Source organism: Pararhizobium antarcticum, from assembly GCF_001885585.1.
GTDB lineage: Bacteria > Pseudomonadota > Alphaproteobacteria > Rhizobiales > Rhizobiaceae > Pararhizobium > Pararhizobium antarcticum.
Genome location: NZ_LSRP01000001.1, coordinates 208678 through 233521, shown reverse-complemented (window position 1 = coordinate 233521; position 24844 = coordinate 208678). Strand labels below are relative to the sequence as shown.

20 protein-coding genes and 1 riboswitch are annotated in these 24844 nt (G+C 61.3%); of the genes, 13 read left to right on the top strand and 7 right to left on the bottom strand.

What is annotated here, in order from left to right; translation table 11 throughout:
* Nucleotides 1–42: 42 nt before the first annotated feature.
* Nucleotides 43–154: riboswitch (TPP riboswitch) on the bottom strand.
* From AX760_RS01010 to AX760_RS00990, 5 genes are all read right to left on the bottom strand, one after another.
* Nucleotides 155–1141, bottom strand: a complete 987-nt coding sequence (locus AX760_RS01010) for an ornithine cyclodeaminase family protein (RefSeq protein WP_071830961.1) — start codon at nucleotides 1139–1141, stop codon at nucleotides 155–157.
* Nucleotides 1138–1755 (bottom strand): helix-turn-helix transcriptional regulator, encoded by a 618-nt coding sequence (locus AX760_RS01005; RefSeq protein WP_071830960.1) that lies wholly within the window; start codon nucleotides 1753–1755, stop codon nucleotides 1138–1140. Before AX760_RS01005 ends, AX760_RS01010 begins: the two co-directional genes overlap by 4 nt.
* Before the next feature lie 10 nt (nucleotides 1756–1765).
* Entirely contained in the window at nucleotides 1766–2872 is a 1107-nt protein-coding gene (locus AX760_RS01000; RefSeq protein ID WP_071830959.1) for an aminotransferase class I/II-fold pyridoxal phosphate-dependent enzyme, read from the bottom strand.
* A gap of 143 nt (nucleotides 2873–3015) precedes the next feature.
* Nucleotides 3016–3657, bottom strand: coding sequence for a ThuA domain-containing protein (locus AX760_RS00995; RefSeq protein ID WP_071830958.1), 642 nt, complete (start codon nucleotides 3655–3657; stop codon nucleotides 3016–3018).
* A 33-nt stretch (nucleotides 3658–3690) separates the two neighbouring features.
* On the bottom strand, nucleotides 3691–4791 hold the full coding sequence (locus AX760_RS00990; protein ID WP_071830957.1) for a Gfo/Idh/MocA family protein: 1101 nt from the start codon (nucleotides 4789–4791) through the stop codon (nucleotides 3691–3693).
* 419 nt (nucleotides 4792–5210) lie between these two features.
* Here AX760_RS00990 and AX760_RS00985 point away from each other — a divergent pair, with 419 nt between their 5' ends.
* Entirely contained in the window at nucleotides 5211–6926 is a 1716-nt protein-coding gene (locus tag AX760_RS00985; RefSeq protein ID WP_087149125.1) for a GH32 C-terminal domain-containing protein, read from the top strand.
* A gap of 8 nt (nucleotides 6927–6934) precedes the next feature.
* On the opposite strand, the gene AX760_RS00980 is transcribed toward AX760_RS00985, so the two are convergent.
* Together AX760_RS00980 and AX760_RS00975 are read right to left on the bottom strand one after the other, a co-directional pair.
* Nucleotides 6935–7693: an HAD-IIB family hydrolase gene (locus AX760_RS00980; RefSeq protein WP_245294905.1), complete on the bottom strand. Its 759-nt coding sequence runs from the start codon at nucleotides 7691–7693 to the stop codon at nucleotides 6935–6937.
* A complete protein-coding gene (locus tag AX760_RS00975; RefSeq protein WP_071830954.1) occupies nucleotides 7690–9027 on the bottom strand; it encodes a glycosyltransferase family 4 protein in 1338 nt (445 codons plus the stop codon). Before AX760_RS00975 ends, AX760_RS00980 begins: the two co-directional genes overlap by 4 nt.
* Nucleotides 9028–9336: 309 nt before the next feature.
* Here AX760_RS00975 and AX760_RS00970 point away from each other — a divergent pair, with 309 nt between their 5' ends.
* The 12 genes from AX760_RS00970 (at nucleotide 9337) to AX760_RS00915 (ending at nucleotide 24844) form a co-directional block, all read left to right on the top strand.
* Nucleotides 9337–10155 (top strand): N-formylglutamate amidohydrolase, encoded by an 819-nt coding sequence (locus AX760_RS00970; RefSeq protein WP_071830953.1) that lies wholly within the window; start codon nucleotides 9337–9339, stop codon nucleotides 10153–10155.
* 50 nt (nucleotides 10156–10205) lie between these two features.
* Nucleotides 10206–12068: a flavohemoglobin expression-modulating QEGLA motif protein gene (locus AX760_RS00965; RefSeq protein WP_342587477.1), complete on the top strand. Its 1863-nt coding sequence runs from the start codon at nucleotides 10206–10208 to the stop codon at nucleotides 12066–12068.
* Between the two features lie 9 nt (nucleotides 12069–12077).
* Complete coding sequence (locus AX760_RS00960) at nucleotides 12078–13124, top strand: glutathione synthetase (protein WP_071830951.1); 1047 nt, start codon at nucleotides 12078–12080, stop codon at nucleotides 13122–13124.
* A gap of 277 nt (nucleotides 13125–13401) precedes the next feature.
* Nucleotides 13402–13911 (top strand): RNA polymerase sigma factor, encoded by a 510-nt coding sequence (locus AX760_RS00955; RefSeq protein ID WP_071830950.1) that lies wholly within the window; start codon nucleotides 13402–13404, stop codon nucleotides 13909–13911.
* 116 nt (nucleotides 13912–14027) lie between these two features.
* Nucleotides 14028–15011 carry a FecR family protein gene (locus tag AX760_RS00950; protein WP_175551987.1) on the top strand — a complete coding sequence of 328 codons (984 nt, stop codon included), beginning with the start codon at nucleotides 14028–14030 and terminating at the stop codon, nucleotides 15009–15011.
* Nucleotides 15012–15129: 118 nt separating this feature from the next.
* A complete protein-coding gene (locus AX760_RS00945; protein ID WP_071830948.1) occupies nucleotides 15130–17430 on the top strand; it encodes a TonB-dependent receptor in 2301 nt (766 codons plus the stop codon).
* A 25-nt stretch (nucleotides 17431–17455) separates the two neighbouring features.
* Nucleotides 17456–17746, top strand: a complete 291-nt coding sequence (locus AX760_RS00940; RefSeq protein ID WP_071830947.1) for a DUF2218 domain-containing protein — start codon at nucleotides 17456–17458, stop codon at nucleotides 17744–17746.
* Between the two features lie 110 nt (nucleotides 17747–17856).
* Entirely contained in the window at nucleotides 17857–19659 is a 1803-nt protein-coding gene (locus AX760_RS00935) for an IucA/IucC family protein (protein WP_071831038.1), read from the top strand.
* On the top strand, nucleotides 19643–21415 hold the full coding sequence (locus AX760_RS00930; RefSeq protein ID WP_071830946.1) for an IucA/IucC family protein: 1773 nt from the start codon (nucleotides 19643–19645) through the stop codon (nucleotides 21413–21415). Before AX760_RS00935 ends, AX760_RS00930 begins: the two co-directional genes overlap by 17 nt.
* A complete protein-coding gene (locus AX760_RS00925; protein WP_071830945.1) occupies nucleotides 21412–22692 on the top strand; it encodes an AMP-binding protein in 1281 nt (426 codons plus the stop codon). The genes AX760_RS00930 and AX760_RS00925 overlap by 4 nt, the downstream gene beginning before the upstream one ends.
* Nucleotides 22689–24002, top strand: a complete 1314-nt coding sequence (locus AX760_RS00920; protein WP_071830944.1) for a DUF6005 family protein — start codon at nucleotides 22689–22691, stop codon at nucleotides 24000–24002. The genes AX760_RS00925 and AX760_RS00920 overlap by 4 nt, the downstream gene beginning before the upstream one ends.
* The gene (locus tag AX760_RS00915) at nucleotides 23942–24844 is read left to right on the top strand and encodes a sugar phosphate isomerase/epimerase family protein (RefSeq protein ID WP_245294904.1); all 903 of its coding nucleotides are present in this window, start codon (nucleotides 23942–23944) and stop codon (nucleotides 24842–24844) included. Before AX760_RS00920 ends, AX760_RS00915 begins: the two co-directional genes overlap by 61 nt.

Here is a 24844-nt window from a genome sequence, read left to right as displayed (position 1 = left end):
AAAAGACGCCGACACGGATTCCGGATAAACGGAATCGGAGTCGTAGCAGCGCTTGCACCGTCCCTACGCCAGTATGAACTGGATCAGGTTCAACGGGTCACTGCGCGCGCTAGCAGTATCTCAGCCCCTTGCCGGGACTCCCCTGGTGAATGGCTCAAGTTGAAAGGTCAACGACCGGTTTGTCAAGGCTTTTGCTGGCGGCGTCGAGGATCTCCCGGGTGATGGCGATATCCTGAACGACGATACCGGTCAGGTCGGCAATGGTGATATCCGCCCGGTTTTTCCGACCAGGGGCCATCCCCGCAAGCACTCCGCCGAGTTCGCTGCAGCTGTCCCGGGTGATCAATCCGGCGTCGAAGGCTGCCGAAAATTCGCCGTGCGCCAGAGACTGGTCGAGGTGATCGGCGATCCTGATGTCGGCGCGCGCCACCAGTGCCGTGTCCAGTTCGTGCTTGCCTGGCGCATCCGCACCGACAGCGGTGATGTGCGTGCCGGGTGCAATCCATTCGCTTGGGATCAACGGTTGGCGCGCCGGTGTCGTGGTGATGATGATGTCTGCGGATCGGCAGAGTGCTTCCAGATTGTCTGTCGTTTCGACCGGAATGCCTTCCCCTGCAAGCGTTTGCGCAATCGTCGCCGATTTCACTTCGGAACGGCCCCATAGGGTGAAGGTGAGGGACGTCTCGCGCATCGCCCGGTGCAGGCAGCGGATCTGCATACTGGCCTGGATACCCGAGCCGACGATAGCGACGCGGCGCGCGTCCGGTCGGCAGAGCGCCCGCGTGGCGATGGCACCGCCCAGCCCGGTGCGCAGATCCGTGAGGAAACCTTCATCCAGCAGGATTGCCTCCAGCTGGCCGGTCGTTGCCGACAAAGCCAGCATAACGCCGCTTGATGTCGAGAGACCGATCGAGGGGTTGCGGTAGAAGCCGCTGGCGATCTTGACGACGAAAAGGGGATCACCCGAGATATGCCCGTATTTGATATGACAGTCACCGTCGACTTCGGGGAAGGCGAGATAGCCGACCGGCGGGATCGTCGCTCGCCCTTGCGATGCCGCGATATAGGCCTGCTCGACCGCCGCCAAGCCGGTGTCGAGATCAACCAAAGCCTCGATTTCGGAGCGCGACAGGATGATCATTCGGCCTCCGATCGCTCCTGGTTCAGGTATTTGTAGACGGTTGCGCGGCCCATGCTGAGGACCCGCGAAATATAGGTTGCTGCATTCCGGCCGCCGAACGCGCCATCGGCCGACAGGTCCCTGACGAGCTGCTGCTTCTGCTCGCGCGACAGCGTGGCAACGATCAGCCCGCGCGATGTCGTCCAGTTCCTGACGTATTCGTTGATGCGCTCGTGCCAGTCCTCCTTGAACAGGCTTGCCGGTCTGTCGTGATCGACGGGCACCGAGGCAAAGGCGCTGAGCGCCTGCATCACCGCATGGAAATGCGAGACGTCGGCATTGATGCAAAGCACGGCGATCGGCCGCCCAGCCATATCCCGCAGGATGATGCTGATCGACTTGATGCGGCGTCCGTCCCAGTTGACCTTTTCATAGGGACCGAGAATGCGCTCGGTCGGGCGGAAGTCGATCTCGTTCAGGAGGGATGGCTCGCCGATCTCGCGTTTTGAAAAATTACCGGCGATGTGGACCGCCGTTTCCGTCTCGAGGTCATGCAGGACGACCTCGACAAAGGGCTGGAACAGCTGGGCGACACCATCGCAGACGGAGGCAAAGGGGGCGAGTTCGGGTCTCATATGCGAACCCTCACTCCCGCATGAAGTCCGCGAGACGGGACAGTCCAGCTTCCAGATGATGTTTCTGGGCGCCGATACCGATGCGGATGTACCCGTCCAGGCCGTAGACGTCACCCGGCACCAGCATCACGCTTTTCTGTTCGCGAACGCGGTCGACCAGAACCGAGGAATTGATGTCTCTGTTGTAGCGGACAAAGGCCATGCCGCCGGCGCGGGGCGGCAGATAAGAGAAGAGATTGTTATGGTCCCCGATCCATGACGTCAGGAACGCCCGGTTTTCCCGCAGCAGGCGGCGGCTGCGCGTGAGAATTTCGGCACGCTTGGCCGGCTGCAGAACGATGTTGGCAATGTATTCGCTGAGCGCCCCCGTGGTGATCGAGGTGTAGTCCTTGCGCTGCCAGGTTTCGTAGATCTCCCGTGCCGGGCCGACCAGCCAGCCGAGGCGCAGGCCGGGCAGGGCCATGGCCTTGGACAGGCCGGCGGTGACCACGGCTTTTTCATAGAGATCGGCGAAGCTGATGGATTCCTCGGTGTCGAGTTCCGAGCCCTTGTATATTTCGTCGGCATGCAGATAGACGTCGTGTTCGCGGGCGATATCGACCAGCGCGTCCATGGTTTCGCGGGGCAGAAGGCTGCCGGTCGGATTGTTGGGATTGCACAGGCTGATGAGCTTCGTCTTCGGCGTGACTGCGGCGCGAACCTCGTCGAGATCCGGCAGCCAGCCGAGGTCCTCGCGCAGCACGATCTCCTTGACGGTGACGCCCAGCGCCTTGGCCCAGCCGCGGATCTGCAGGTAATTCGGCACGACCAGCACCATCTCGTCGCCGGGCTCGAGCAGGGTCATCACCAGGATGAAATTGGCTTCCGCCGAGCCGTTTGTGACCATCACGTTGTCGCGGTCGCGGTCCTTGTAGAGGCGGGCGATCGTATCGCGCAGCTCGACGCCGCCATTGGTCCAGCCGTAGCCCAGCTCGACCTCGTGCAGGCCAAGCAACTGCTGCGGCGTCAACAGTTCCTTCAGGGAATAGGGATGAACCCCGCTGTCGGAGAGGTTGAACTCCACCAGGTTTTCGTAAAGCGACTGGATTCGCTCGAGCGTGAATTCCTCGATCTGCATGGGTGCTCTCCGGGACGATTGGCGTTGCAATCTTTGTAAGCCGGACTTTGTATCCCGGAAAGCGTAGACAGTAAAGTCCCGTATGGACTAAGTGTCCATGATCGATACCGTTCGATGTCCGATCTTTATCGATCGGTTTTCTGTCAGCGCGCCGCCCAGCTTGCCCCGCGGCGGAAAATCGTCCGCATTTCCGGCACGTCAAACTCTTTTGCCTGATGGCCGAGCGAGGAATAGAAGACGCGGCCCTTGCCGTATCTTCGCTTCCAGACGACCGGCATGACGACGCCGTCGATCCAGTGCGCGTGGTCGCCGGTAAAGGTCGTCGTCGCCAGTACCTCGTTGGAGGGATCGACATGCATGTAGTATTGTTCGGACGTGTAGGGGAAATCGAAGATGCCCTGCATGACAGGGTCGTCCGGCTTTGTGATGTTGACGCGGTAGTCGATGATATTGCCGGGATGGGCCACCCACTGGCCGCCGATGATGAACTGGTAATCGACGCAATCGCGGAAACTGTCGCCGGCGCCGCCGTGATAGCCGGCAATGCCGACGCCGCTTTCGATGGCGGCGGCAAGATTGCTGATTTCGTCTTTTTCGATCTTCGACATGGTGACGATCGGCACAACCAGCGAAAGATCGTGCACCGCAGGATCGGCGAAGGCCTCGGTGCTGGCCTCGACACGCACCTTGAAGCCGTCCTCCTCCAGAATGTCCTTGATGACGGCGGCACATTCCTCCGGCTCATGGCCGCTCCAGCCGCCCCAGACGATTAGTGCTTCACGCATGGTCTTTCCTCCTGATTGCATTCCGGCTGAGGCTCATCGCGCCAGCCGTCCGTCGACAAGCGAACCCGACAGGGCGTCCGGCCGCTTGGTCACTGTCGTGATGGTGATTGTTCGTCCGGTCGCAGAGGCCGTCTGAAAGGCTTCCATGACCTCGAGCACATGCAGCGCCAGATTGCCGTTTGCCCGGTGCGGGCGGTCCGAGCGGATGGCATGCGCCATGTCGGCCACGCCGATCGAGCGATAATTGCCATCCGCATAGGGCTGTATCGTTTCCTGTACTTCGAAGCTTCCGCCCTTTTTCAGAAGTTCGACCTCTCCACCGAAATTGTTCGGATCCGGCACAATCAGCGTGCCTTCGGTGCCGTAGATCTCGAGGGGAACATGCTTGTGGCCGGCGACATCGAAGCTCATGCCGATCTGCACCACAGCGCCATTCACAAAGGCCATCATGCCTGCCACATGGGTCGGCACATGCACCGGGATCTCGTCGCCGTTGCGCGGCTGGCTGGTGATGGTGCGGTGTGTCCGAGGCGTGATCGCGAAACCGGCGACCTGCGCCACCGGGCCGAACAGGTTGACGAGGTCGGTGATGTAATAAGGCCCCATGTCGAGCATCGGGCCGCCACCGACTTCGTAATAGAAGTCCGGGTTCGGGTGCCAGCGTTCATGACCTGGGCACATGAAGGTTGCGGTGCCGCCGACCGGGTGGCCGATCACGCCCTGGTCTATCAGTTGGCGCGCCGTCTGGTGGCTGCCGCCAAGGAAGGTGTCCGGGGCGGCGCCAATGCGCAGGTTTCTGGCTTGCGCGGCCTCGGCCAGCTTTTTGCCCTCGGCGAAAGCGATGCCGAGGGGCTTTTCCGAATAGGTATGCTTGCCGGCATCCAACGCCTGCAGCGCGACCGGCACATGCGCCTTCGGCACGGTGAGGTTGACGATGATCTCGATGTCGGGATCGGCAAGGAGCTGGGCAATGTCTCTTGCCGGCACCTTGAACTCCGTTGCCCGCGCCGCGGCCAGATCACTGTTCAAATCGGCAATGCCGCGAATATCGAGGATCGGGAAAGAGGCCATGGCCTTCAGGTAGGCGCTCGAAATATTGCCGCAGCCGATGATGCCGATGCCGACCTTTTTCACGTATTTCCTCCTGCTCGTGGCGATCGGTACGCCTCCACGCGGCACGATCAAGACATGATGGCACCGGGCTTGAAGCCCGTCCATTGGACAAAGTCCGGAATGCAACTCTTTCAAGTACATTCGCTGAAATTTCATGGGGTGTCGGGTTGGCACCCGTATGGCAACACTTGACTGCACACCCGGCTTGCCGGAGCTTCGGCATGATTTGGACGGCCGGGACCACTTTGCGGCAAAACAATGCCGGTTCGCTGGACCGGCATTGTTGAAATTATCGGGCACGGAGCCATATTCCCTGCCGGGGCGTTTTGGGTGAAGGCAGCACGGTTTTGCCTTTTTCCCGCGATTTGATGGCGCCGTGCGGCGTCTGATTGAAGCAGGTCCGGCCGCTCGACACTTCGCGATGGGATAAGGTGACAGACATGGATCAAACAGCAATAACCGCCAGCACAGCCGACACGGTCCGCACCTTGCTGGTCGATCTGCCGGTGAATGCGACGCTGCATATCTGGCTGAAAGCGGTTTCCGCGGACCGCCAGGGCTCCCTGTCCTTCACCAGTGCCCGCGGCAAGTTTGGCGAGGTGCTGGTTACCAATGCGGACGAAAACGAATTCCGCATTTTTCATGTCTTCGGCGGCGGCGCGATCGAGCTGAGTTACGATACGGCGGAAACCTCTGTGTCGGTGGCGTATTGGTTCACGCCCGCCGATGTGCTGGAAACCGGCATCACCGTCATTCATACAAATCCGGTCAACGCAGCGCCGGATCTGCCCGGTGGCTATCATTTTCGTCCGCCTTTCGGCTGGATGAACGATCCGAACGGTTTCGGTCGCTTCGGCGGGCGCCCGCACCTGTTTTACCAGCATTATTCACACGGGCTGCGCTGGAACACGATGCACTGGGGGCATGCGGTGTCCTCGGACTATCTGCGCTGGCGGCATCTGCCGATCTTTCTGTTTCCCTCTGAAGAAATTGCCGCGCGGCCGGACAAGCGCGGCGGCGCGTTTTCAGGCTCTGCGATCCCGCTGCCCGACGGGCCGGGCATCCGGGTCTTTTTCACCGAGCAGGTTCAGGATCGCCAGCCCGAGCAGCAGATCCAGCTCACTGCGACATCGGGCGACCTGATCATGGCCGGACAGGCCGACGTGATCCTGCCGCATCGACCGGAGAACCAGGGTCTCACCCTCGATTTCCGCGATCCCTATGTCTTCAAGGGCCCGGACGGTCTCTGGAAGATGCTGCTCGGCAGCCAGAGCGACGAAGGCGGCGTCATCCTTCTTTACGAGACCAAGGATCACACGGCGGCCGGCGGATGGACCTATGTGGGCAAGTTGTCGGTGGAGCGCCGCTACAAGACGACAGCGACCGAATGCCCCTGTCTCTTGCCGCTCGATGGCCTGGCGACCGATCCGAAGACGCGCTGGGCGCTGATCTTCGGACTGATGACCAGCGAAGATCCTGACACGAGGCGCAAGAACCTGACCATGGCGGCTGTCGGCTGGTTTGATGGCCGTTCCTTCGTCAAGGAATATGAGCAGGAACTGGATTTCGGCACGGACAACTATGCCTTCCAGGCCTTCATGGATGGCGATACAGCCATCGGCATTGGCTGGCTTGCCAATTGGGCCGATGCCGGACCGACGATCGATTTTCCAACGGCCATGACTTTGCCGCGGCGCATCCTGCTGTCCGGCGGCGTGCTGCGGACGCCACCGATCGGCCCGGCGGAAAGCCTGCGCGGGCAGATGCTCGACCGCACCCGCCTGGCGGCGGGGCAGACAGTCAAGCTGGACAGTGGCGCTGCGGAAATCCTCTTCGAACTCAACGACGCCGGAACGCCTTTCGAGCTGGAGCTTGACCATCCGGATGTGCGGCTCGGTGTGTTCGTCGATGATGTCGGTCTGTGGATCCGTCACGAAGTGGAAGGCGCCGGCGCGTCTCCCGATTACGTCGCCCGCGGTGCCCGACCGAAACGGCTGCGGATTTTTCTCGACTATGGCTCGATCGAGGTTTTTGCCGATGATGGCCGATGGGTGGGCACGAAGCGCATAGACGGCTTCGCCCCGATCCGCTCCGCACGCCTGACTGCGCCATCCGGCAGCGTGGCCAATGCCACGGTCTGGGCCTTGAGATTGTAAGTTATACCTTACATCCCAGCGGCGGGACTGATCACGCCCCAATGCGCGAAGCCTTCGAGGACACCGTCGGCCATCGGCTGTCGCACCGCATGGATATTCGGCCTCTCCTGGCCGATGACGTGCAGTTCCGGAAGTGCATTTCCAACGACGATGCCCCGCACCTGCTCCAGCAGGAACATGCTGGCATCGTTGCCCGTGTCCCCGGCGACAACGACCTCGTCGAGACCGATCCCGACACGCTGACAAAGCCATGTCAGGGCTGCCCCCTTATCGATCCCAAAGGGCAGGATATCGAGGTCACGGGCGCTCGAATAAACGACGCGGACCTTTTCGCCGGCCTTTTGCAATTCCAGCTCGATCGAGGCGACGGTTTGATCCGAAGCATCGTGCAGATACCAGCTTGACTTGTGCGCGTGCTGGAAACGATCGGGCTGGAGGGTGGCCTGCCCTGTCTTTTCGAGGACCGAGCGGATGACCCTCTGCTGAAATGGCTGGCCGAGGGCGCTGGTGTAAAGCGACCCGGTGTGCGGGCTTTGCATGTCGATCAGCATGGTCCCGACGCCGCCGATCAGAAAGTCGGCCGCGGGAAGCGCGGTTTGCGGCAGGAAATCCTGCATGTCCTCGATCAACCTGCCGCTGTTGTAGACGAGCAGCGGCCGGGTGAGCGGATCAAGGCTGGCCCAGGCCTGGGCAAATCGTGCTTCGGCCTGCCGGTCCCCGGCCAGCGTCCCATCAAGATCGGATGAAAAGAGCCTGACCTGTTTCAATCGCCGTCGTTCCATGGTTCCGCCCAATCCTTGTCATCCAGCGCCTGCAGCATCGGCCGTCCTTCGACCACGGCGATGATCTGCTGCGCAATCCCCGTCCATGTGAAGAGGCTGCGGGCCTTGTGCGCGCCCATGCGCGACAGCCGTCCATAGAGACGCTCGTGTCGGAGCGGTTTCATCATCGTGATGCCGAGATCGTATTTGTCGAAGGGATCGGCAAACAGCGCATGGCGACCATAGCTGATGGCGCGGTACAGCCCGCCATGTACGGTGATGATCGTCGGCGTACCGCTCGCCATGGCCTCGATCGCCGTCATGCCGAAGGGTTCGTAACGGCTCGACAGGATGAAGAGATCGGCAGCGCGATAATAGTCGGGCAGGTCTTCGTCGGCGATGAAGCTCGAAAAATCGATCCGGTCCTCAAGGTTCAGTTCGGCGGCCTTTGCTTTCAGTTCGTCGAGGATCACTTTTTCCGCATCGTCCATGCTCTCGCCGCCGACGGCCAGCAACAGGCGTGCCTCCGGTTCGCGCTCGGCCAGAACCCCGAAGGCGTCGATCAGCAGATCGTAGCCCTTGTTCGTCGCCAGTCGTCCAAGCGCCAGCACGACCTTGCCCTCGAAACCGAGCCGCTGGCGCGCCATTTCGCGCGAGGCGGATGAGACGGGAAAGAAGCGGTTGTCGTCATAGCCCGGCGGAACCATGTGCACCCGACTTCTGGCAACGCCATAATCATCGACGAGAACATCAAGCTGCACCGGCGTGGTTGCGATGACGATGTCGCAGCTTCGGTAGATGATCAGTTCGTGCTTGATGCGTTCGGAAAAATTGAATTCCGCTTCGAAGGTGTCGGCTTTTTCCGGATAATCCGTCTCCATCTGCCGCTTCTTCCAGAGGCCGAGCGAATGCGGCGTGTGGATATGCGGGACAGACAGGGCTTCCGACAGGCGTTGACCGGCAACGCCTGCGTCCCAGTAGTGGCTGTTGATGAAAACATAGTGGAGATCATTCTGCTTGATGAAGCGCAGGGCATTCTCGCACCATTCCATCAGCGACTCATGCAGATATTCCTTCGGGATGAAATCCGGGCCGCCGCAGGGGATGCGGACGACCCTGACCCGGTCATCGACCGCGTCAAATTCCGGCTGGTCCTCGAAGCGGCGGGTGTAGACATCGACGGTGTAGCCGAGCTGGGCGAATTTGCGTGCCAGTTCGATGACATAGACGACCTGTCCCCCAGTGTCGGCCGCCCCGAGCGGCGGTATCCCCGCGACGTAACCATGGGTGGAAATCAGGGCGATGCGTGGAAAACGCCCGGGATCAGCGGAAGTGGTCATATCTTCGTTTCCTTGAATCAGCCGGGATTGTCGCGTCCCGGTAGAATTTTGCGGAGAAGCCATTTCGGCGAAATTACATTTCCAACTTAGGGCTGAAGCTCTCTTAGTCCAGTCAATTTTACTGGAAATGCGCAAAATTCAACTTTTGCTTGCCGCAAGCGCTGTTGAGAGACGAGGAACAAACAGTGTGCGCATGCGTTTGTTCGGTCGTTGCGTGCACCATCCCCACATGCTGGGAGCCACGATGGCGACGCTGTCATAGAGCGGAATTAGCCACTGAAGGCGACAGTCCAAAATGGAGGTGATCGAGTGTCAGACCAAAGGGACGTCGAAATATTCCCTGCCTCGGATGATTGGTGGACGACGCAGCGCGGCGCCTCACCTGTTGTCGCAACGGCGATCCACAATGGGCACAATGTGCGTGCCGATCTCCTCCCGCTGATGGCGCTTGCGGATGCAGAGCGCTTGCGCGAAGAGGATCCTTTTACCGAATTTACCATCCGCGATGTCCGCAACAGGATCGTCTTCCACCGCTCCCGCTTCGAGGTCGACCTCAACCGCTCCCGCGACGGCGCCGTTTATCTCCGGCCAGAGCAGGCGTGGGGCCTGAATGTCTGGCGACAGGCGCCGGCTGCTGACCTCGTCGAAGCATCGCTGCGGGTCCATGATGACTACTACACCATGCTCACGTCCTACCTGCGGGGGATCGAGCGCAGCTATGGCCGTTTTGTTTTGCTCGACATTCACAGCTACAATCATCACCGCGACGGCCCCGATGCATTGCCAACCGATAGCGGTGCTGCGCCCGAGATCAATATCGGCACCTCGTCCATCGATCGCGCGCGCTGGGGCGTGGTCGACGCTTTCATGGAAAAACTCGCCAGTTTCGAATTTCGCGGCCGTCGCATGGATGTGCGGGAAAACATCGCCTTTCAGGGCAAGGGCGAGCAGACCCGCTTCATCCACGACATGTTTCCCAAGACCGGCTGCGCGATTGCCGTCGAATTCAAGAAGTTCTTCATGGATGAATGGACGGGAGCGCCAGATGTCGAGGCGCTTGAGGCCATGCGCGCGATGATCGCATCGACGGTTCCGGTGCTCGAAGATGCGCTGGCGGCGATGCGATGATCCATTCGCATCGAAAAGCGCCGCGGCCTGAGGCGACGGAGCCAGACTGGATGGCGGAGGTCCTGGCCTGCATTGAAACAGGCAAATCCGTGCGCAAGGAATTTGGCGATGGTGGCCGGCTGCACATCGACCGGCCGTTGCCTTTCCTCTGCGTCTTTGTCGAGGCCGGCAAGCGTGAGGCGGGCAGCGCGCTGGGAGTGGGGGACCATGTCGTCGCCCGCGATATCGCATCGGCCAATGCGGTTTATCTGCTTGCACCGGATATCGCGACGGCCCGACCGATCATCAATGCTGTCGGTCGGGCGCTTCAGAAACGGTTCGGCACCTTCCTTTTGCTGGAGATCGGCGAACTGGCGGACGACGCGCTCTTGACCGATGATGCGCCGTATCTCCCACCTTTCGAAGTCAAGGTCTTTCACACGGGTGATGCTCAAACGACCCTGGCGGCCAATGTGCTGGTCGAAGCGGTGCAAGACGTGAAGGCGAAGTTTCGCACCCCTGTTGTACAGCAGGGCGCGGCTGTCGAGGCGCCTGCGCAGGATTTTGCGTTTGCGGATACCGGCTATCCTTCGATCAGCCTGCGCTTTGCGCCGATCTATCGGCAGCCGGGGTCTGACAACGTCTATCCGGACCTTCGCGAACAGCTTGTTGCCAATATCTTCGATGCCGGACTTCAGGCTTTTGCAGCTTTTATCCGCGACATTGATGGCCTCAAACTCACCACCCACCGGCAGCTCGGACGCAAAGCCTTCGTCGATGCCGTCAGCCGCGCCGATCGCAGCATCGACGACATTGCCTCCAGCTTCGATTTCCTGCTGGCGGTAACGCCGATCAATGCTGATGCTGCCTGGGCGGAATTCAAGGCGGGCGGCTTTCGCACAGCCCCCCGGTTTCTCTATCGGCCTCTAACCGTCGATATCGAGGCGGAAAAACGCAAGCTTTTCACCATCGCCTTCGATCGTTTCGAGGACCCCGTCCTTTACGCCCTCTACCGGGAAAAACAGCAGGAGCTGGATCTTCAACTCTCGATGCTGGCCGCGCGCGAGACGCCGCGTTTCATCGAGCTGGGAAGGGCACTCTATGGTCCTGTCGAACCATCGCTGGTGGACGTGGCCACCCGGATCCTGACCGCCACCGCAGACAGCCTGGCATCGGCAACAGAACCGGAGATGGCCGATTGTTTCGTTCTCGACAGGCGCGCGCGGGCGATGATTGCCGGATACCAGGGGCAATATCCCGGCTTTGAGGCGACTGTCGAGCTCCGGGGCGACCTTCCCTCCGGGCTGATGGTCTCTGGAAACCGTCTTCTCGTTTCCCGCAGCACGCTGATGGATCGCCGGCGCGTCGAGCCGCTGCTCAGCCATGAGGTTGGCGTCCATCTGCTTACCTATTTCAACGGATCGGCACAGGGGCTGCGGCTTTTCCGATCCGGGCTTGCCGGTTACGAGGGCATGCAGGAGGGACTGGCTGTCTTTGCCGAGTATCTGAGCGGCGGCATGACGGTTGAGCGGTTGCGGTTGATCGCGGCCCGTGTTGTCGGCTGCGCCATGATGCTCGACAGCGCGCCGTTCGAACGCACGTTTGCCAGCCTGACCGACGCTTATGGTCTGGACCCGGACGATGCGTTCAACCTGGTGCTGCGCCTCTATCGCGGCGGGGGGCTGGCCAAGGATGCGATCTATCTTCGCGGTCTCTTGCAGTTGCTCGACCATTTGAAGGCCGGCGGCGCGCTGGATCCGTTCTGGATGGGCAAGATTTCCGCGTCGCATTTCCATGTGATGCAGGAATTGAGCGCGCGGGGTCTTCTCCAGGCGCCGGTCGTGCGCCCGGACTTTCTTTCCCATCCCCATGCCCAGACCCGCCTCGATCTTGCGCGTCAAGGGATTTCCCCTCTCGACATGATCAATCCCTAGGAGCACACCATGCGTATCGCATTTTTCGTCAATTCGATCGATCTGGAAGCGCCGCATTATACGACGACGGCTCTGGCTCTGGCAGCGCTCGAGCGCGGTCACAAGATCTGCTACCTCACGCCCGGCGATTTTGTCCTGCGCCCGGATGACAGCCTGATGGTGCGTGCGCTGACGCTGCCCAAGTCGAAATACAAGAAGGCGGAGGCATTTCATTCCGACCTTCAGGGCAAGGACACGACGATCGAGACCATCGATGTGCGTGATGTCGATGTGCTGTTCCTTCGCAGCGATCCCTCGCTCGATGCCGACGACCGGCCTTGGGCAGCTCATGTCGGATCGATTTTCGGACGACTTGCCGCCGAGCGCGGCGTCATTGTTCTCAACGATCCGGCTGGCCTTGCCCTGGCGCAGAACAAACTCTACTTTCAGGACTTTCCGGAGGTCATTCGCCCGACGACGCTGATCTCCAAAAGCATCGAGGAAATCCGGAGCTTCATCAGCGAGCACCGGAAAGGCGTTATCCTTAAGCCGCTGCAGGGATCCGGTGGCAAGAACGTCTTCAAGATCGCCTCACCGGACGATGCGAACCTCAACCAGATTTTCGAGGCTGTCAGTGGCGAGGGCTATCTGATCGCGCAGGCCTATCTGACGGAGGCCAAGGCCGGCGATATCCGCCTGTTCCTGATGAATGGCCGCCCGCTTGAGGTCAAGGGCGCCTATGCTGCGTTCCGCCGTGTTCCGGCGTCCGGCGAGGTTCGCTCCAACATGCACGCGAACGGTTCGGCTGAAGCCGTCGAGATCACCCCGGCTATTCTCGCGGTCGCCGAAATGGTGCGCCCGAAGCTGATCGAGGACGGCATGTTCATGGTCGGCCTCGATATCGTCGGAGACAAGATCCTGGAGATCAACGTCTTCACACCGGGCGGTCTGCCGGACATCGCTGAGCTCTACAATGTCGATTTCACCGTCGCCGTCATCGAGGCGCTGGAGACCAAGGTCGCGATCCGCAAGGCGAACGGCAGCAGCATTTCGAACCGGGCGCTGGCAACTCTTTAGACCGGCGCCGGCTCGGCTGCTATTTGCGGGGAATTTCGCCGGCGCGGCGTGCCGTCGATAAATCGCAAACAAAGGTGATAATTCCAGACAAGTTTACAAACCTTGTGATATAGGTCCGCGGCATCGTGCCCCGAGGTAGGGTTTTCGGCACGGTCGCGGGCGCTGTGCATCAGTTTGTCGGCGGGATCGGCAACCGGAAACCGAAAGGAACGCGGCAATGACAGTGGCGGTGCGATCGGTTCTTGAAAACCCGCTTTTGTAACGGAAGCTGCAGGCCATGGCAGACGCCGAAATCCGTACCAGTCTCTATATCGCCAACCGCAAGGCGCTGATCGAATATGCGACGCGTATTCTCGGCTCGCGGGAAACCGCCGAGGATATCGTGCAGGAGGCGTTCCTGCGGTTCGCCCCGGCCAATACCGCCTTCGGCTCCGCCAGGCAAACCTTGGGTTACCTCTACCGTATTGTCCGCAATCTTTCCTTTGATGCATTGAAACGGCGCAGGATCGAAGCGCGGGAGCAGAGCGACGATCCGCCCTTCTGGTCCATCCCGGGCGAGGAACGCAGTCCGGAACAGATCCTCTTGTTGAGCGACGAACTCCGGCAGGTCTCGCTCGTTCTTTCCGAACTTCCCGTTGATGTCAGGGTCGCGCTCGAGATGCACCGCTTCGGAGACTATACCCTGGACGAGATCGCCGAGCGGCTGGATGTATCCGTCGCCACCGCGCATCGGCACGTCCGCACTGCCATGATGCGGATTGCGGAAAGGCTTACTGTGGACACTTGACGGGATGACGACGGTTTTGTGAAAAAAAACCACAGGCAAATCGTCTTTGTCATAGAACGGATAATTCGGCTTGAAATGTGCCTTTTGGCATGAGGATTTGCCGGTGCAGGTGTGAATTGAGCCGAGAAAACGAAATTCCCGTCGTCATTCTGGAAGAGGCCATGGACTGGTTTCTGCAGTTGAAGGCAAGCCCGAACTGTCCCGATATCGACGGTGAATTCCAGCAATGGATCGGCCGCTCCCCGTCGCATGGGCGCGCCTGGAGCCATGCACTGAAGACCTGGCAGCTTTTGGGCGAGGTACCTCCCGTGCATCAGCAGTTGTGGCCAGCGGTTCCAGTGGCCGGACCATCGCCAATCCGCAGACGGCGCGGTTTCCGGCGTGCCACGATCGCCGGTGCCGCGCTTTGCGTCAGCCTACTTGCCGTCTTTGCTATGCCGTCAGTGCTGGTCTGGTGGCAGGCGGACCACAGGACCGGAACCGGTGAAAGCCGGATCGTGACGCTTGAGGACGGCACTGTCGTCCAGCTCGGCGGCGGTAGCGCCATAAAGACCGATGTGTCCACGGCCGGGCGACAGGTTACCTTGCTGGCCGGCGAGGCCTATTTCGACGTCGTGCATGATCCGAAGCGGCCGTTCTCGGTGTATGCCGGCGGCGTCCGGGTTCTCGTGCTCGGCACGGCCTTCGATGTCCAGCTGACGGGTGGCGAAACCACAGTCGAACTGGCGCGCGGCCGCGTCGCCATTTCCTACGACGAGGGTGCGCGCAAGGGGAATTTCGAACTTTCGCCGGGCGAGATGGCGGTGGTCGACCACGCCAGCGGCGCTGTCGCACGCGATACGATCGCGCCGGAGGATATTGCCGCCTGGCGACAGGGGCGGATGTTCGTCAATGATGTGACGATCGCCGATGTTGTCGAGCGTTTGCAGCGCTATCATACGGCGTGGATCAGCGTTCCCGATCCAAGGCTTGCCGCGCGGCGGGTGACTGGTCTCTACGATCTCTCAGACCCGGATCGCGCGTTGAAGGCTCTGGTGCAGCCCTATGGCGGCAGGGTCCGGGACGTCACGGAGTACGGCCGCGTACTCACGCAATTTTAACAGGATAAAAATACTCAAGAAAAATTAGATCCGGGTGAAAAAAAATCCGGAGCCCGTCGTCTTTGGTCGGAAGCGCATGCCGGGGGCACTGCGTCTGCTTAACCGAGACGGGGGTAAAATGATTTCGCCGCGACGCCGTACAGGCCATGTTTCTTTTCAATCGGCCAGTGCGCGCACCCATGCCTTGCGCCTGCTTGCCACAACGGCAATTGTCGGTTTTTCATCCCTTGCGCTCGATGCGCTGAATCCTGCTTTTGCGCAGGACACCATGGGGCGTGTGAGCGCCAGCCGTGAATTCGATATCCCGGCGCAGTCTTTGGCTGGCGCGCTCAATGCGTTCGGCCGGCAGTCCGGCCTGCAGGTGACGCTGTCGGCCGATACCGCGCGCGGTGCGCGCTCCAGTGCGGTCAGTGGCTCGCTGCCGCCGGCCCAGGCGCTCGCCAGCCTTCTTGCCGGCACCGGAATTCCCTACGAAATTTCTGGTGGTACGGCCGTGATCGGCAGGGCCGGTGCTGCCGATGGCGGTGCTGCCGGAAATGTGGCGGCGGATGGCGCGACGGTTCTGGACCAGATTTCCGTCTATGGTGACGGCGTCGCCGGCATTGGCGGCGTGACCATCACCGCAGACGACCTGGCGGAAAAGAACCCGGCAAACCTTGCGGACGTCTTTGCTGGTGAACCCGGTGTTACCGTCGGCAGTTCGCTGCCGATGTCGCAGAAGGTCTATGTGCACGGCATCGAGGAAACGAACCTGGCTGTGACCATCGACGGCAGCCGCCAGAACAACAAGGTGTTCCACCACAGTGGCACGAACCTGATCGATCCCGGTCTTCTGAAGGCCGTCGGCGTCGATGCCGGCATTGCGCCGGCCGATGCCGGCCCGGGCGCGCTTGGCGGCGCCATCGCCTACGAGACAAAGGATGCGCGCGATTTTCTCGACGCTGACGGTTTCGGCGGTTTCATCGCCTCGGACTATGACTTCAACAGCGAAACCTTCACCACCGGCCTTTCGGCCTATGGCATGAAGGAAGGCTTTGAGGTGCTCGGCTATTTCAAGTTCGGCAAGGGCGACGATTTCAGCGGCGGCAACGGCCAGGCGGTACAGGGCACGGGCACCGACCTCCTGAGCGGCATCGGCAAGGTCGCCTATGAGTTCGAGAGCGGCGACCGCATCTCGCTCAGCCACGATCGCGTTCACGACGCTGCGCCACGCCCTTACCGCGCCAATGCAGGCTTCGTCGATACCGGCCGTCCCTGGGAGCCGATCGTGCGCGACTACACGCTGGATCGCCAGAACACCGTCTTCACCTATACCGACAGTACGCCGGAAGGCTGGTGGGATCCGAAGCTCGTGCTCGCCTACAGCAAGACCGCGCTGGAGGTTCCGGTCTTCCCGCAGCCGACATATCTGGCAGTCGGTACAACGGACAGTTTCAACGGCAAGTTCGAAAACAAGTTTGCCTTCGATATCGGCAGCATCACTGCCGGCATCGATTTCTATAGCGACGAGGCCGAGCTTGAAGGTGGGGCCGATGCCAGCCGGGAAAAGGCGTCGAATGTCGGCATCTATGCCCAGGCCCGCCTGGAGCCATGGGAACGGACACGCCTTTCCTTTGGTGTGCGCGGCGATCAGCAGTGGTTCACGGGAACGACGGACGAAGAATGGGACGACGCCGGCTTCAGCGGCAATCTTTCGGGCGAATACGACCTGATCGAGGATCTGCTGACCGCCAAGGCCGGCTACTCGCATGTCTGGGCTGGCGTACCGCTTGCCGAAAACTTCATCATGAACCCGAACTGGGACTATGGTTCGGGGCCTCAATCGGGCAGCGCCGACAATTACGCGCTCGGTCTAGAGGCGAAATACAACGGTTTCTCGATCGAAGGCAGTGTGTTCCGCACGGATCTCGATGATGCGCGCGCTGCGCGCTATGCGATTCTGCGCGGCATCGAAAACCACGATGTCCGCTCCCAGGGGTTCGAGATCGGTGCCGGCTATGACTGGGTCGATGGCTACGTTAAGGTGAAGTACGCCAATATCGACGTAACGATCGACGGCGTGCCGGCGGATTCCGACACGGGCACCTATCTGGCCGCGCCGGCTGGACAGTTCATCACGCTTGCTGCCGCCCATACCTTCACGGACTGGGGCGTGACCGTTGGCGGCGATGTCGAATTCGCGCTCGACTATGACGATGTTTCGCCGGGCAGTCTGCCGTTCGATGGCTACGAGGTTGTCAATACCTATGTCGAATACAAGCCGATCAGCCATCCGAACCTGACGCTGCGCGCAGCACTCAACAACGTCTTCGACGAGACCTATTCCGACCGGGCCACCTATGGCCAGGAATTCGGCACGGTCACGCCGCTCTATGAACCGGGTCGCTCGTTCATGCTGAGCGCGCGCGCCACTTTTTGACACCGCGGTCCTGACAGGAGTTTCCATGCTTGAGGCATCCACCCGCTTTGCAACGGAGAATGGCGGGAAATATCTCGCCCAGCTGTGCAAGCACTTCGCCCACAAGATCGCGGTGGAACAGGCCGAAGGGCAGGGGCAACTGCGGTTCTCCTGCGGCACCGGCTATCTCGAGGCCGACCCGGATGCCCTGCGCATCCGGGTCGAGGCTCCGGACGAGGCGCAACTGGCGGAAACGAAATCTGTGATCGAAAGCCACCTGCTGCGCTTTGCCTTCCGCGAGCCTGCCGATCCCCTGCAGTGGCACAGCGCGGGATAAGCCTGCATTGAAGCCCGGGCAAAGGCCCGCTTCGACAACAGAATTCAAGGTGTCCTTCATGATCGGAGGACGGCCGTGGCGCGACCAGCAGTCGCGTGCCGAGGATGGACATGACACAAACGTCTAGGCAAGCAGCGGAAAAAGCAACGTTCCAGAGTTTTGCAAACTGCTATCTGCGGGAGGTCAATCCCGGTGTTGCAGCAAGGCACAGGACTGCTCGGGGACCGGGCGTCGATTGTATCGAATGGTCGCTGCCCAGCCAGCACATGTTGCTGCGCGCGGAGATCGTTTCTCCTTCCTCGTGTGGACCGATTCAGTTCGGTCGCATCTGGGGCCGCGGCACTTCTGATCCCATCTGGAGGAATATCGAGCGCCTGTCGGCTCTGCACAGCCTCGTCCACGAGACCTACCAGGATAATCGCCGCACCATGGAGAATGCTGGCAGCGACAGGATGCGCGGCTTCGAACTCGAATTGCTGATGCGTGTTCTCGACAGCTACCAGCAGACCGCGCTCTATCTCGACAAGGCCCGCGAACGGCCCGTTCAGGCCGATGATTTCCTTGCGGCGGAGCAATCGCTGGTGTTTGGACACTGGCTGCATCCGACACCGAAAAGCCGGCAGGGCATGACCTTCTGGCAGCAGGAACGCTACGCCCCGGAATTGGGCGGCGCCTTCAAGCTGCATTATTTCGCGGCGAGAGCCGATCATGTACGCCATGCGTCCGCACGGGCCCTCACTGCCCCGGACATTGTCGCCGCAATGGCGGCTTCCGGCGGGGACATGCCTACTGCCCGCGCCGGCGAAGTGCTGCTGCCGATGCATCCGCTTCAGGCAGAGGCGCTCTTGCTCGATCCTGACATCCAGGCCCTGCAGCGCGACGGTATCCTGCGGCATCTCGGCCCGTCCGGTCCGTGTTTTACGGCGACCTCTTCGGTGCGCACCGTCTACAATGCAGAGCAGGATTGGATGCTGAAGTTTTCGCTTCCGGTGCGCATCACCAATTCGGTTCGCCTCAACCGCCGCCATGAACTCGACGCCGGCGTGGCCATGGCAAAGCTCGTCGACCGGATTGGTTTTGCCGAACGCTCCGCCTCTTTCCGGATCATTCAGGACCCGGCCTATCTTACCGTCGAAATTCCCGGTCGTGCGGAAAGCGGCTTCGAGACGATCCTGCGGGAAAACCTGTTTGCGGGTTCGCGCGGGGCCGGCGTCGTTACCATGGCGGCGCTGACCGCCGATCCGATGCCGGGCGAAACCTCCCGGCTCATGCGCTTGATCTGCGGTCTCGCCGCGAGCAGCGGGCAGAGCCTACAGACCGTGGCTCTGGACTGGTTCCAGCGCTATCTGGAGCGGGCCGTCGAGCCGCTGATCCGCTTTTTCGACGATTTCGGCGTGGCGCTGGAAGCGCATCAGCAAAACAGCCTGATCGATATCTTGGGCGGTTATCCCCGCTTCAGCTACTATCGCGACAATCAGGGGTTCTATCTCTCCGAGCGGTACCGCAGCCTGCTCGCGGCCCATGTACCGGAGACGGAAACCATCGGCTCGCTCTATTTTGCCGAAAGCGAGATCCGCGAGCGGTTCAGCTACTACCTGATCGTCAATCAGGTTTTCTCCGTGATCAGCCGCATGGGGCATGACGGTCTGTGCGACGAGGGCGCGCTTTTGTGCCTCCTGCGCGCGCATCTGGAAGGCTGCGCGCTGACCATGGCGGGGGCCGGCCGCGATTTCGCCCGCCATGTCCTGGATCAGCCGACGATCACCTCCAAGGCCAATCTGACGACCCGGCTGTTTGATGTCGACGAACTGCAATCGGACGCGGGCGCGAGCCTCTACCGGCCGATTGCCAACCCGCTGAGAAGCCCTTCCCTATTGGCAATGACGAGGACGAGCCATGCCATTGCCTCGTGACCTGCCACAAAGGCCCGATGAACGGGTGCTGCGCCAACTGATGGAATCCTTGATCTTCGAGGGCATCGTGCCGGTTCGGCAAAGTGCTGCAGACGGATACTTCCTGTTCGACTGGTCGCATGATCGGCGGCCGGAGAACCGGCCGGGGCAGGGTGGGGCGCGCGTCGATTTCCGCTGCCGTGGCAAGATCGGGGTGTTCGGTCGTCCCAGACTGATTGCCGGTTCTGTTGCGATGAGGACGTGTAATAGCGGCTGGACCGTTGCCACGCTCGAGGCCGTCGTTGCCGGCCTGCCGGGTCCGGCAGTCAATCGCGAACGGCTGCTGGGCGAAATGCAGCAGACGATCGCATTCTGCCGACAGAATGAGGAAACGACGATGGTTCGGGATCGTCGCGAAATGTCGCTGGCGGAAATGGAGGGCGCGCTGGATGAGGGGCACCCCTACCACCCCTGCTTCAAGGCAAGGACAGGGTTTTCGACGGCAGATCACCAGGCTTATGGGCCGGAATCGGGTAAGTCTTTCCAACTCGTCTGGCTTGCGGTCGCGCGCCGTCATGTCCGGCAGGCACTGCCCTGCCATGAGGCGGATTTCTGGCTTTCAGAGCTTGGTCCGCAGGTCTGGGATACGCTGCAGCGGAAACGGGATGCGCTGGGACTGACGGCCGACGACTTCGGCCTCGTCCCACTGCATCCATGGCAATGGACCAATCTCGGCCCGTCCCTTCTCCTGCCGTGGATCGACGCCGGTGAGGCCCATTTTCTGGGCGCGCTTGGCGATTGCTACACCGCGACGCAATCGATCCGGACCTTGATGAACGCCAGCCGGCCGATGGCGGCCAATGTCAAACTGCCGATGAACCTCGTCAACACCTCGTCCCGGCGCATTCTGGAGCCGCATTCGGTCTGTACCGCGCCGGTGATCTCCGCATGGATCAGTGGGATCGTTGCCGACGACAGTCTGTTCAATACGCGTTATCCGCTGACGATCCTGCGCGAGTATGCCGGTATCATCGCCGATGGCGAAGGCGATCTGACCGGCCAGATCGGCGCCATCTGGCGAGACAGCGCGCAGGCGACGCTCGGTCCGGGCGAAGCCATCGTGCCGTTCAATGCTCTGATGATGATGGAGGCCGACGGTCGGCCCTTTGCCGACGACTGGATCCTTCGCCATGGATTGATGCCCTGGCTGAACCGGCTGATCGACATCGCCGTGCTGCCGGTCTGGCATCTCCTGGTGTGCCACGGCATTGCGGTCGAGGCGCATGGGCAGAACATGCTCCTGGTCCACCGCGACGGCTGGCCTGTCCGGCTGGTTCTCCGCGACTTCCACGAAAGCATCGAGTTTTCGCCGGCGTTCCTGCGCGCGCCTGATCGCATGCCGGACTTTTCCTCGCTGCACGCCGATTACCGCAAGGCCGAGCCGGATCAGTATTACTGGACGGACAATCTCGATTCGCTGCGCGAACTCGTCATGGATACGCTCTTCGTCTACAATATGAGCGAGATCTCCCATCTGCTGGAACAGGTCTACAGCCTGCCGGAAGATCGCTTCTGGCAGCGGGTCGAGGCCTGCCTTGCCGGCTATGCGACAGAGAACGGCATGGGCTGCCGGCAGAGCCTTCTTGGCCATACGAGCCCCCAGACACTCACCGAATCCCTGATGACGCGGAAACTTTTCGCGCAACAGCCGGAATACCACCACCGCGTGCCCAATGCTCTCGCGCGCGATCAGGCCGAACTGAGGAGAAAGCCATGATCCGGATCGATGACCGGCTTTACGAGCGCGCCTATTTCGAGGAGGCCGCGGCGCGTTCTGTTGACGCAGGGCTGATCGATGGACGCGGACGCTACGCCGTCTGCTTTGCCGAAACGGCCGATTGGCTGTCGCTGTTCTTCGCCATCCGCAAGGAGGGCGCCAGTGTGCTGCCGATCCATCCCGGCACACCGCTGCCGGCCGCCCGCAAGCTCGCCGTCAGGGCCGGCTGCGAGCGATTGTTCTACAATAGCCTGACACCGGAAATCCTGCAGCCCGACGCGCCGTCAGATGGGGAAGGCCAGTTGCTGCAGATGAGTTCCGGGACGACAGGGGCGCCGAAATGCGTGGCGCGCAGCTGGTCGGAAATCGACCGCGAAGTCGAAAGTTATGTCCGGACGTTCCGCGAACCGGAAGAGATGACGCCGGTGATCGCCTGCCCGACGACCCATTCCTATGGCCTGATCTGCGGCATTCTCGTTGCGCTCAAGCGCGGCCAGACACCTGTGATCGTCAACACCGCCAATCCGAAATATCTCCTGGGCAAGCTGCGCGAGGTCGAGCGGCCGCTGCTCTATTCGTCGCCTGCCGTGCTTCATACGCTGGCCCGGTTGATGCCGGCCGGCGAGCAGATCCATGCGGTCATGACGTCCGGCACGCTTTTGCCCGATCCGTGGTTTTCGCGGATCCGCGCGGCGAGCCGTTTCATGTTCCAGCAATATGGGTGCTCGGAATCCGGCTGCATCGCCATCAATCCGGATGTCGCCGCAGCCGGGGATATGGGCCTTGTGCTTCCGCATCTGCGCGCCACGGCCGGGCGAAACCTCGAGCATGCCGGCGAGATCGTCGTTGCAGCCGATGCTGAGAGCGGGACCGGTGCGGCGATCCACACCCGTGACCTCGGTTATCTCCGGGGAGACGGCATGCTCGTCTTCGTCTCGCGCATGGACGACATGATCAATGTCTCCGGCCTCAACGTCTATCCGAAGGATGTGGAGGACGCTGTCATGGCCATGCCTGGCGTCACCGACGCCGTTGCCTTTCGCAAGAGCGACCCATTTGCCGGCGAGCGTGTCGGCCTGCTCTTCAGCGCTGACGAAACCATCGCGCCACAGGCGTTGCGCAGCTGGTGCATCGGCAATCTCGCCGGTCATCAGGTGCCCATGGAAATCCTGCAGGTGAAGGTTGTACCGAGGCAGGCCAACGGCAAGATCAGCCGACGCGAGGTGGCTGCGCGCCATGCCGCCCGTGAATTTCTGCCGGTGGAGGCTGCCGAATGACCCGCGACGAGATCATGGCGGCCGTGCAGACGATCCTGTCGGAGCAGATGATGCACCCGCATCTCGAAGGTTTTGGACCGCTGGCACGGCTCAACGAGGACCTCTATCTCGATTCCGTGCTGATCCTGCAGATCTTCCTCAATCTGGAGCTGGAATACGGCCTGGCGATGCCGGAAAAGGCGATCAGCCAGCAGGATGTTGTGACGGTCGAGGACCTTGCCGGCCTGTTCGACCCGGAGGCTGTCGATCCCGCGTCTGCTGTGCAGACGGTCCCCGCATTTGTCGGCGAGGGCGTACACGGCGAAGCGGCCTATGACATCAAGGTGCATTGTTTCGTCAGCTGCGTCTGCGAGGCGGTGAAGCGCGCCGGGCTCGACCACCGGCCATTCTACTTTGGCGTCTGGGACGCGAAATTCGCCGTCACCGACCGGTGGCAGCTACGGTATCACGCAGCCGACATCAGCCAGGAATTCTTCCGTGGCTGGTTCGAGCGGCTTTACGCTGTGAGCGTGCGGGAATGGTACGATCCGGCCATGACCAAGATTGAAAACCTCGCCGTGTTGCTCGACCTTGTCGAGACCAGGCCGGAGACCGGCTATGTCATGGTGATGCTCGACATGTTCCATCTGCCGGAACGCGAGAACAAGTTCAACCAGAACCCGTTCCCCCATTACCTGATGCTGGCGAAGACAGAGGACCCGCAAAACTGGTTCGTGCTCGATCCGGACTATCGCTGGCAGGGCGATATCGCCCGCGACAAGGTCATCCATGCCATCCTGCAGCCGACGGTCGGCGGTGGCTATGTGTTCGATCGGGCCGAGGCACGCGCGCCGCAGGACGAGGATCTGCGCGCCTATTTCGACGCCTGCTTCGTTTCGGATCGAAACCCGCTGCTCGACAGCCTGCGCGAGATCGTCGCGGCGCATGTCGAGGAACGCGATGGCACGCGCCTTGCGGATCTCGATCTGGCGCTGCGGGAACTGCCGGTGATCACCATCCGCAAATATGCCTACGAACACGGTTTCGCGTTTTTCTGGCGCGCCTTGAAGCTGCCGGCTGCGGAATTCGATGTCTGGTGCGATGACATCGAGGCGCTCGTCAACGCATTGAAGGCGTTGCAATATGCGGCCATGAAGCTCGCCCAGACCGGTGATCGCGCTTTCCTGCCGCCGGTTCTTGCGCATCTGGATCAATGCGACCGTCTCGAAACCAGGGTCAAGGGAAAACTGGCGGAGATTTTCGCGCTCTGGTGCGAGCAGCAGTTTCCGGCCGCTATGGAGCAGCCGCAGTCGAGAAGGGCCGCGCGATGAAGGTCTCGCTCTGCACGATCACGTTTCGCCACCATCTGATTTCGATTTCCGAAATCGCCAGTTTCGCGCGAGCCAACGATTTCCAGGGCATCGAGCTCTGGGCCGCGCATGGGCGCAACATGGCCCAGATGCCCGAGCGCAACGCTGACTGGCTGGCGAGCCTTGGCCTGTCCGTGCCCATGGTCAGCGACTATCTGCCTGTGGACGCCGATCGGCTGACGCGGGAGCGCCAGACAAAAGAGGTCTGCGGCATGGCGCGGCGCTGGCGGGCGGGCAAGATCCGCACCTTTGCCGGCAATCGCGGCAGCGCCATGATTGCGGCGGATGAGCGGCGGTCCATTGCCGCCCGCCTGCGGGCAATGTGCGACATGGCTGCCGATTTTGGCGTTGATCTGCTGGTCGAGACCCATCCGAACACGCTGGCCGATACGGCGGCCTCGACGCTGGATCTGATCGACGCCGTCGATCATCCGGCGTTTGCGATCAATTTCGATACGCTGCACGTCTGGGAGGGCGGGGACGATCCCGTTGCCGTTCATCGCATGATGAAGCCGCATATTCGCCACTACCATCTGAAGAATATTCGCGCCCGCTCCGATCTTGTCGTCTTCGAGCCCGCCAATGTCTATGCCGCTGCCGGCCGTCGCGATGGCATGACACCGCTCTTCCAGGGCGCCGTCGATTACATGCGGTTTCTTGCCGAGATTGCCGACCAGCCGGAGACGGAGGTCTCGCTGGAATGGTTCGGTCCCGACTGCATGGATGTGCTGCGCACCGACAGGCGGGAAATTGCAGAATTCGTGGAGCGCCGCACGCCACAGCGCCTGTCCATCAATTTCTAG

Bases quoted from the DNA above. Each gene is read 5' to 3' on its own strand.
- AX760_RS00985 (WP_087149125.1), top strand. From the start codon at position 5,211: ATGGATCAAACAGCAATAACCGCCAGCACAGCCGACACGGTCCGCACC.
- AX760_RS00925 (WP_071830945.1), top strand. From the start codon at position 21,412: ATGATCCGGATCGATGACCGGCTTTACGAGCGCGCCTATTTCGAGGAG.
- AX760_RS00935 (WP_071831038.1), top strand. From the start codon at position 17,857: ATGACACAAACGTCTAGGCAAGCAGCGGAAAAAGCAACGTTCCAGAGT.
- AX760_RS00945 (WP_071830948.1), top strand. From the start codon at position 15,130: ATGATTTCGCCGCGACGCCGTACAGGCCATGTTTCTTTTCAATCGGCC.
- AX760_RS00995 (WP_071830958.1), bottom strand. From the start codon at position 3,657: ATGCGTGAAGCACTAATCGTCTGGGGCGGCTGGAGCGGCCATGAGCCG.
- AX760_RS00975 (WP_071830954.1), bottom strand. From the start codon at position 9,027: ATGACCACTTCCGCTGATCCCGGGCGTTTTCCACGCATCGCCCTGATT.
- AX760_RS00960 (WP_071830951.1), top strand. From the start codon at position 12,078: ATGCGTATCGCATTTTTCGTCAATTCGATCGATCTGGAAGCGCCGCAT.
- AX760_RS00930 (WP_071830946.1), top strand. From the start codon at position 19,643: ATGCCATTGCCTCGTGACCTGCCACAAAGGCCCGATGAACGGGTGCTG.
- AX760_RS01005 (WP_071830960.1), bottom strand. From the start codon at position 1,755: ATGAGACCCGAACTCGCCCCCTTTGCCTCCGTCTGCGATGGTGTCGCC.
- AX760_RS01010 (WP_071830961.1), bottom strand. From the start codon at position 1,141: ATGATCATCCTGTCGCGCTCCGAAATCGAGGCTTTGGTTGATCTCGAC.
- AX760_RS00940 (WP_071830947.1), top strand. From the start codon at position 17,456: ATGCTTGAGGCATCCACCCGCTTTGCAACGGAGAATGGCGGGAAATAT.
- AX760_RS00965 (WP_342587477.1), top strand. From the start codon at position 10,206: ATGGCGGAGGTCCTGGCCTGCATTGAAACAGGCAAATCCGTGCGCAAG.
- AX760_RS01000 (WP_071830959.1), bottom strand. From the start codon at position 2,872: ATGCAGATCGAGGAATTCACGCTCGAGCGAATCCAGTCGCTTTACGAA.
- AX760_RS00955 (WP_071830950.1), top strand. From the start codon at position 13,402: ATGGCAGACGCCGAAATCCGTACCAGTCTCTATATCGCCAACCGCAAG.
- AX760_RS00920 (WP_071830944.1), top strand. From the start codon at position 22,689: ATGACCCGCGACGAGATCATGGCGGCCGTGCAGACGATCCTGTCGGAG.